Origin of the sequence: Streptomyces sp. NPDC006879 (assembly GCF_042869595.1) — a bacterium.
Classification (GTDB): Bacteria; Actinomycetota; Actinomycetes; order Streptomycetales; family Streptomycetaceae; genus Streptomyces.
On record NZ_JBIAGC010000026.1, the window covers coordinates 78,918 to 85,591 of the forward strand.

Consider the following 6,674-nt stretch of genomic DNA (forward strand, 5'->3'; position numbering starts at 1 on the left):
TCAAAGCCTCCATTGCGAGGCCACTGTCCACGCTTTGGTTACCCTATGGCAGTCCAAACGGGTAGAACTAGCGTGGTTGGCTCTTGTTGGCATGATGGATAGAGGGAGGTTGGTATGGCGGGTGGACCGCCAGGGACTGCTTCCGTCCGGACCCTGGGCAGTCGACAGCTCGTGGCGCTGCTGCCGGCCGAGGTCCGGGGGCGACCCGGCTACCGGGGCTTGGCCCAGGCCATCGGGACCTTGATCCTCGACGGCCGGATCTCCCTGCGGGTGCGGCTACCGGCCGAGCGGGAGCTGGCCGAGGTCCTGGCAGCCAGTCGCGCCACCGTGACCGCGGCCTATGACCTGCTCCGGGAAGGCGGATACGCACGCAGCCGGCGCGGCGCGGGAACCTGGACCGCACTTCCAGAAGGCCACCGGCCCACCGGGGTGCACGCCCTCACCGGCGAGGTCGACGGAGAGGTGATCGACCTCGCCATCGCCACGATGGGGGCGCCCGATGCCGTTTTCGAGCCGGCCGTCGCATGGGCGGCGACACGCCTGGTGGAGTTCTCGGCCACGCCGGGCTACCACCCGTACGGACTGCACGAGCTCCGAGCGGAGATCGCCGCGCGCTACACCCGGCGGGGTCTGCCCACACGGGCGGACCAGATCCTGGTCACCTCCGGCGCGCAGCAGGGCCTGACCCTGGTGCTGGGGTTGCTGTGCCGGGCGGGCGACCGGGTGATGACGGAGAACCCCACCTACGCCAACGCCTTGGACGCACTGCGCCAAGCAGGGCTGCGCAACGCCTCGATCGCCGTCTCGCAGGACGGATGGGACCTGGACGTCGCCGAATCCACGCTGCGCCAAGTCGCGCCACGGGTGGTGTACTCCATCCCCGACTTCCACAACCCGACGGGTCTGCTGATGCCACCGGAGCAGCGACTGCGGCTGCTGGCCGCCACCCGGCGGGTGGGAGCGTGGCTGGTGGTAGACGAGACCATGGCGGAACTCGCGCTGGACACCGCGGCGCCCGGCCCCACCGCCGCGCTGGCCGCCCGCGGGGCAGGGGACCACGTGTTGACGCTCGGGTCGTTGAGCAAGACCCACTGGGGCGGACTGCGGGTGGGGTGGATCCGAGCCACCGGCAAGCTCGTGACCGAACTCGCAGCCGTACGCGTGACGGCGGACATGGCGGGGTCGGTCTTCGACCAGCTGCTGGCGGTGGCGCTGCTGCGCGGCATGGACGACGTACTGCCGGGCCGCTTGCGGCGGCTGAGGGAGCAGCGGACCGCGCTGCTCGGGGCGTTGGAACGGCATGCACCCGCCTGGTCCTGGCGTACCCCACCCGGTGGTCTGTCCCTGTGGGTGGACCTAGGCCGGCCGGTGAGCGCGGCACTGGCACAACGGGCCCGCGGCGTGGGCGTGCGGATCAGCGGGGGCAACCGCTTCGGCGTGGACACCGGCACGTTCGAGCACCGGGTGCGCCTTCCGTACACGCTGCCAGGGGACCGGCTGGAGGAGGGTGTGCTGCGCCTCGCCCGCGCCTTCCACGACGGTCTGCCGCTCACCCCGGCGCAGCCGACACCCAGCTGGGTCGCGTAGGCGGCGGCCAGAAGGGAGCGGGGTCGAGTCGCGGCGGCACGCTACGGTGTGCGGATCAGGCGGCGGGCGGCGGCAGTGGCGACGGCCGCGGTGCGCGAGTCCACGCCGAGCTTGGCGTAGATGTGCACCAGGTGGGACTTCACGGTCGCCTGGCTCAGGAAGAGCCGCTTGCTGATCTGGTGGTTGGACAGGCCGTCCGCCACCAGTTGGAGGACCTCCAGCTCGCGCTTGGTAAGTGACTCCGCCGGCGCGCGCATCCGGTCCATCAGTCGTAGTGCCACGGCCGGGGCCAGTGCGGACTGGCCGGCCGCCGCGGTTCGCACGGCTGCCGCGAGCTCTTCGGGCGGCGCGTCCTTGAGGAGGTAACCGGAGGCCCCGGCTTCCACGGCGGCAAGGATGTCTGCGTCCGTGTCGTAGGTGGTCAGGACTAGGACCCGGGGTGCTCCCGGTCGCCCCGTGATCCGTGCGGTCGCCGCCGAACCGTGCATCCCGGATCCGAACTGGAGGTCCATCAAGACCACGTCCAACTGCTCTGATGCGGCGAGCGCCACGGCCTGCTCGGCGGTGGTGGCCTCGGCCACGACCGTGAAGTCGGGTTCGGTGTCCAGGACGGCGCGCAGGCCGGCCCGTACCACCGGGTGGTCATCGGCAAGCAGCAGGCGGATGCTCATGCGGGCTCCTTCAGGGGGAGGGCGACGGCTACGGCGGTCCCCTGGCCGGGGGCGGTCTCCACGGTGAAGGTGCCGCCCAGGCTCTGGGCGCGTGCCCGCATCGCGGGGAGGCCGAAGCCGCCGTCGCCGCTCGGCGTGCGGGTCGGGTCGAAGCCGCGTCCGTCGTCGACGATGTCGAGGGTCACCGACCCGTCCATGAACGTCAGAGTGATCTCCGCACGGTCGGCCCTGGCGTGCCGGGTCACATTGGAGAGCGCGGACTGGGCGATGCGCAACAGGGCCACCTCGTACGGGGTGGGCAGCTCCGTCGCGGAGCCGGCCACCGAGAACCGCGCCCCGGGGTGGGCTTCGCATAGACGTTCGAGAGCGGCGGGCAGGGAACCGGTGACGAGGTCAGGCGGGGTGAGGGCGCGCACGAACTGCCGTGCCTCCACGAGATTGTCCTGTGCGGCTTCACGAGCCCGGCGGATGTGCCCGAGGGCCGCCGCGTCTTGCGGTAGCGTCCGCTCGGCCGCACGCAGCAGGAGCTGGATCGAGGACAGCCCCTGCGCCAGGGTGTCGTGGATCTCCCGGGCCAGCCGTTCCCGTTCGGTCAGGATCCCGGCCTCGCGTTCGGCGGCGGCCAGTTCGGCGCGGGTGCTCATGAGCTCCTCGATGAGCTCACGGCGGCGCTCGCTCTCGCGGTACAGAGCCTGGTAACCGAGGGCGACGGCCACGGCGACGGCGGCGCCGAGCGTCGGTCCGAGGAAGGCGCCGGGGTTGAAGGGGGTGACCTGGAGGGTGTACCCGGCGATCGCGGCGCCCGCGGTGAGCGCCACGGCGGGTAGCGCCCAGCGCAGCGGCAGCAGGTGCAGTTGGAGGAAGTACAGGGGGAAGGCCAACCACAGTGCGTCCGGCGTGAGCGCGAGGAGCAGCAGCCAGGCGGCACCCAGAGCCGCCAGCCAGCCGGCGGCGGCACCCACGGAGCGGTGGACGGCCGGAGTGCGCACGCCCACCAGGTAGACCACGCCCATGACCGCGCAGGCGGCCACGACGGGTACCAGGGAACCGGAATCGGCCGTGGTGCGGGCTGCCGCGACGACGAGTAGGCCGAGCAGCAGGCCGTGGAGGCACAGTCGCAGGATGCGCGAGACGGGTGTGGTGGGGCGGGATCGCATGGCTGTTCCAGCCTAAGGGCTGTCCCGCGATGCCCGGCGGGTGTGCGGCGCCAGCCGTGGCGCCTCGCTGCGTCGTTGGACCACGCTGATGCCGGTTTGAGGGATGCCCCAGCGTTTGTGTGTGTGGGCCCATCCGACGCCGTGCGCTGATCCACCGCGGATCACGGGACGGCCCCGACGGATCATGCCCTCGTCACGCCCAGGGGTCGAAGGGGATGCTGCCGGGTTTGGAGTTGTTCAGGAGGGCCGCAAACCGGTTGTCCCGATCGGTGATCTTGATGGTGGCGGCCCCGAAGTCCGCGTTCATGAGCCGGTCGCGGAGCCAACTGCTGGGCCAGCCGCTCCAGTCCACGAGCGGTGGGTAGCGCCAGTCGTGGTAGTGGTTCTCCGGCGGTTCGTCGTTGCCGTTCGCGAGGCGGAAGAAGTGCGTGCCGGCGCCGTCCTTGTGGTATACGACCTTGGGGTGTGACCCGTCGAAGCGCACTTGGGAGCGGGGGTAGGTCTTCACGGTGCTGTGCTGGGTGGTCGAGACGTACTCCACTCGGTTTGAGGCCTGGTTGACCCACGAGATGACGTGCTCCCAATCGTGCCGGTGGCCGCCCAGGCCACTGCCGTGCACGGCTTGGTCCTTCTCGAAGTACCCGGCGTAGACGATGGCGCACCAGCCGTTGTTGCAGGCCGAACGTGCATAGGTCTGGGAGTTGTCGAGGTCGGATCGGTCGTGGCAGTTGCCGTTGATGGCGCCGGTGGTCTTCAGGCCCGGGGCCAGGGTGCCGTCCGGTCCGATGGCCGGGGTGGCGTAGCAGCCGTCGCCGTCGTAGTCGAAGGCCGGGGAGAAGGACTGCTCGTAGCCTCCGGCTCGCTGCGGCAGATGGCCCGGTGGGTCGGCGTGGGCCGCTGTCGCGGAGGTGAGGACCAGTAGGGCCGAGGCACTCACGACGGCGCCGACGCGTGAGCGCAGTCGCTTGGGGGAAGCGGGGTCGGGCTTTTGCCCCGTTGCTGTGGTGGGGCCGCATTCTTCGTGCGCGGAGGCGTTCGGCGGGAGGTTTCGCATGTTCCGCTTCCTTCCGGGGGTCGACACCCCGCTGGACTGACGTAGCGTCAGTTTGGTTGGGTCGAGCGGATGTCGGCGGGGTCGGCCCGCCGACGTGCAAGGTCACACCGCAGTGTGGCGGGGTCCACGCCTCTTGTCTGCACCCGGTGACCGTGTTCGGTGATGTTGCAGTGTGACGGGCGACGTTTGGCCAGCCCCGGAGCCCGTGGGGTGCCAACGCGTACAAGCTCCGGCTGCGCGCCTCGGCCGTGGCGACGGCGCCCGTCAATCGAAAGGTTGATTTTCCCCTCCGCCCTTCGATCCCGGGCTCTCGTCGTCAGCGCGATGCCCGCCCCCCTTCCGGACGGCGAGGCTGGAAGCATGTTCGTCGCATGGAGAGATCTGCGGTTCGCCAAAGGGCGGTTCGCGCTCATGGGCACGGTCGTGGTGCTGATCACGCTGCTCGTGGGACTGTTGTCGGGACTGACCGCGGGCCTTGCCCGGGAGAACGTCTCAGCCGTCACCGGCCTGCCGGCCGACCGGCTCGCCTTCGCCGCCCCGCCCGACGGTCAACAACCTTCCTTCACGCAGTCCTCGGTTCCCGAGCGCGCGTGGCGAGCATGGCAGGCCCGGCCGGGGGTGCTCACCGCGCAACCGGTAGGGATCCGTACCCTCAACGCCGTGGTCGGTGAGCGGACCGTCGCTGTGACCGCCTTCGGAGTGGAACCCCGAAGTGACCTCGCACCCGGCACGTTGACCCCAGGGAGCGTGGTCCTCTCCGAAAAGGCCGCGGCGGAACTCGATGCCCAGGTGGGCGGCGAGCTCCGTATCGGTTCCCTGGAGGCCCGGGTCGGGGCCGTCGCGGGCGCAGCGTCCTTCAGCCACACCCCCGTGGTGTGGGTCGCGCTGGAGGACTGGCAGGAGCTCTCCGGCCCGAGGTCCGGTCCCGCGCAGGCCACCGTGATCGCCCTGCGGACCAGCGCGGACGCGGACCTCACGGCTGGCGACGCAGCTGCCGGTACACGATCGCTCACACTGTCGCAGGCCTTGGGCGCAATCGGCTCCTACCAGGCGGAAAACGGATCGCTCCAGCTCATGCGGGGGTTCTTGTTCGCCATTTCGGCCCTGGTCATCGGTGCCTTCTTCACGGTCTGGACCATCCAGCGCAGTGGGGACGTGGCGGTTCTCAAGGCACTCGGCGCCTCCACGCCCTACCTCCTGCGGGACGCCCTCGGGCAGGCGGTGGTGATGCTCGCCGCCGGTACCGCGCTGGGCACCGCACTCGCGGCGGCCCTGGGGGCGTTGATCGGTGGCGGTGACGTGCCCTTCGTGCTTGATGCCTCGACCGTGCTCGTCCCGGCGGCCGTGATGATCCTCCTCGGGGCGCTCGGCGCCGCGCTGTCCATTCGGCGCATCACCGCCGTCGACCCCCTCACCGCTCTCGGGAGCGCACGATGAGTCTGTTGCTGTCAGATGTGACCTTGACCTACCCCGACGGAGATGGGCGGCTGACCGCGCTGGACGCGGTCGGGCTGTCCGTTCCCTCCGGCACGCTGACAGCCGTGATCGGCCCGTCCGGCTCCGGGAAGTCCTCTCTCCTGGCGGTGGCGGCGACACTGGTGCTCCCCGATGCCGGACGGGTGATCGTGGGCGGGCAGGACACCTCGCAACTGACTGCGGCGCAGCGGTCGACCCTTCGCCGCGATCGCATCGGGATCGTCTTCCAGCAGCCCAACCTGTTGCCCTCGCTTTCCTGCATCGAGCAGCTGTTGGTCATGGTGCACCTGGCCGGGAGGCCACCTCGGGCGCATCGGGCGCGGGCGCTGGAACTGCTGGACGCGGTGGGTCTGGCCGGTCAGGCCCACCGTCGCCCGCACCAGCTCTCCGGAGGCCAGCGCCAGCGGGTGAACATCGCCCGGGCCTTGATGAACGAACCGTCGGTGCTGCTGGTGGACGAGCCGACCAGTGCTTTGGACCACGAGAGTGGGCGGGCGGTGCTCGACCTCCTGGTGCGCCTGACGCGGGAGCGGGAGACCGCCACCGTCATGGTCACCCACGACCGGACGCATCTGGAGCGGATGGACGCGACGGTGACGATGGACGACGGCCGGCTCACTGGGGCCGTGGCCGCCTAGTAGTGCTTGGTCAGGTCGTGTTTGGTGGTGCGTGTCCTTCGGGTTGTGTGTCGCGTTGTGGGTGTGTGACTCCGGACGAAATGGCTGCGGT

6 protein-coding genes are annotated in these 6,674 nt (G+C 70.5%); 3 read left to right on the forward strand and 3 right to left on the reverse strand.

Annotated features, from left to right (window positions below; translation table 11 throughout):
* Nucleotides 1–114 precede the first annotated feature (114 nt).
* Nucleotides 115–1,587 carry a PLP-dependent aminotransferase family protein gene (locus tag ACFYMC_RS19780; RefSeq protein WP_388526748.1) on the forward strand — a complete coding sequence of 491 codons (1,473 nt, stop codon included), beginning with the start codon at nt 115–117 and terminating at the stop codon, nt 1,585–1,587.
* 41 nt (nt 1,588–1,628) lie between these two features.
* On the opposite strand, the gene ACFYMC_RS19785 is transcribed toward ACFYMC_RS19780, so the two are convergent.
* The 3 genes from ACFYMC_RS19785 to ACFYMC_RS19795 all read right to left on the reverse strand — a co-directional run bounded on the left by ACFYMC_RS19785 (nt 1,629) and on the right by ACFYMC_RS19795 (nt 4,469).
* The gene (locus ACFYMC_RS19785) at nt 1,629–2,258 is read right to left on the reverse strand and encodes a response regulator (protein WP_388526751.1); all 630 of its coding nucleotides are present in this window, start codon (nt 2,256–2,258) and stop codon (nt 1,629–1,631) included.
* Nucleotides 2,255–3,415, reverse strand: coding sequence for a sensor histidine kinase (locus ACFYMC_RS19790; protein ID WP_388526754.1), 1,161 nt, complete (start codon nt 3,413–3,415; stop codon nt 2,255–2,257). Before ACFYMC_RS19790 ends, ACFYMC_RS19785 begins: the two co-directional genes overlap by 4 nt.
* Before the next feature lie 193 nt (nt 3,416–3,608).
* A complete protein-coding gene (locus tag ACFYMC_RS19795) occupies nt 3,609–4,469 on the reverse strand; it encodes an NPP1 family protein (protein ID WP_388526757.1) in 861 nt (286 codons plus the stop codon).
* A 360-nt stretch (nt 4,470–4,829) separates the two neighbouring features.
* Here ACFYMC_RS19795 and ACFYMC_RS19800 point away from each other — a divergent pair, with 360 nt between their 5' ends.
* Both ACFYMC_RS19800 and ACFYMC_RS19805 read left to right on the forward strand, forming a co-directional pair.
* Complete coding sequence (locus ACFYMC_RS19800; RefSeq protein WP_388526758.1) at nt 4,830–5,906, forward strand: ABC transporter permease; 1,077 nt, start codon at nt 4,830–4,832, stop codon at nt 5,904–5,906.
* Nucleotides 5,903–6,583: an ABC transporter ATP-binding protein gene (locus tag ACFYMC_RS19805; protein WP_388526761.1), complete on the forward strand. Its 681-nt coding sequence runs from the start codon at nt 5,903–5,905 to the stop codon at nt 6,581–6,583. Before ACFYMC_RS19800 ends, ACFYMC_RS19805 begins: the two co-directional genes overlap by 4 nt.
* Nucleotides 6,584–6,674: the final 91 nt, after the last annotated feature.